This window comes from Filimonas zeae, assembly GCF_014641615.1.
In the GTDB taxonomy this organism is placed as follows: domain Bacteria; phylum Bacteroidota; class Bacteroidia; order Chitinophagales; family Chitinophagaceae; genus Filimonas; species Filimonas zeae.
Genome location: NZ_BMIB01000014.1, coordinates 1 through 1,315 on the forward strand (window position 1 = coordinate 1; position 1,315 = coordinate 1,315).

General features: G+C 44.0%; 1 protein-coding gene. It reads left to right on the forward strand.

What is annotated here, in order from left to right; genetic code table 11:
• Positions 1-61: 61 nt before the first annotated feature.
• Positions 62-1,279, forward strand: a complete 1,218-nt coding sequence (locus IEY13_RS29985) for an IS256 family transposase (protein WP_188959468.1) — start codon at positions 62-64, stop codon at positions 1,277-1,279.
• Positions 1,280-1,315: the final 36 nt, after the last annotated feature.

Below are 1,315 nucleotides of genomic sequence, written 5' to 3' on the forward strand. Positions count from 1 at the left end.
GGGTCTGTTTAATAAACTGTGTCACAGGTTTTCTATATGAAATACCTTTAAACACAGTAAGATGGAACAGGAAAACTCAGAAAAGCGTCCTTTTAACTTCCGTGAGTTTGAGGATGAAGCCGTTAACCAGCTAAGAGCTGGCCGCCCTCTGGAGGGTAAAGACGGGGTGCTTGCGCCTTTGATTAAGCGTTTGATAGAAGCGAGTCTGGCGGGCGAGTTAGACGCCCATATTCAGCAGGAACAATCCCCCAACCGCCGCAACGGGAAGACGAGTAAGAAGGTAAAGACAGGGTTTGGGCCTGTCGAGATTGCTACCCCACGTGATCGTAACAGCAGTTTTGAGCCGCAAACTTTAGCCAAACGTCAGACTGTTTTAGGGGAAGCGCTTGATAATAAGGTTATTAGTATGTATGGTAAAGGGATGAGTTACAATGATATTTGTAGTCATCTGGAGGAACTATACGGTTTATTAGTATCCCCTGCAACTCTCAGCAGTATTACTGACCGCGTGTTGGAGGATGTGAAGTCCTGGCAAAGCCGCCCGTTAGAAAGTGTTTATACTATCGTTTGGCTGGACGCAATACATTATAAGGTAAAGGAGCAGGGCAGCATTGTCAGTAAAGCTGTTTACTGTGTGATAGGCTTAAACAAAGAAGGAGTTAAAGACCTGTTGGGCTTATACGTAGGTGAAAGTGAAGGTGCCCGCTTCTGGTTGCAGGTTCTTACCGATATACAAAACAGAGGCGTAAAGGACATCTTTATTGCATGTATCGACAACCTGAAAGGCTTTGCAGAAGCCATAGAAAGCATCTATCCTCAAACAGAAGTGCAGCTGTGTACAATCCATCAGGTTCGTAATACTACCAAAATGGTAGCATCTAAAGACATGAAGAAGGTTATGGCGGACCTTAAGGAAATATATCAGGCCGTAAATCTTGAGTTGGCAGAAACCGCCTTAACAGCACTGGAAGCTAAGTGGAGTAACAAATACCCCTTACTGACTAAAAGCTGGCGTACTAACTGGCTGAGGCTATCCCAGCACTTTAAATACCCGCAGGAGATCAGAAGGATTATCTATACCACCAACATGATAGAATCCTTCCATAGCCAATTAAGAAAGGTTACCAAGGCTAAAAGAGTCTTCCACTCGGATCAATCGTTACTAAAGCTGCTTTACCTCGTCTTTAGAGAGAACCAGAAAGGATGGGTTGCACCAGTTAAAGGATGGAAGCTCATACAAGCACAAATGGCGATTATCTTTGAACAACGATATCTATAAATACAACCTCACTGACACAGTTTACTGAATAGACCC

Excerpts from the sequence above, each read along its gene's own strand:
- IEY13_RS29985 (WP_188959468.1), top strand. The coding sequence starts at position 62 with ATGGAACAGGAAAACTCAGAAAAGCGTCCTTTTAACTTCCGTGAGTTT.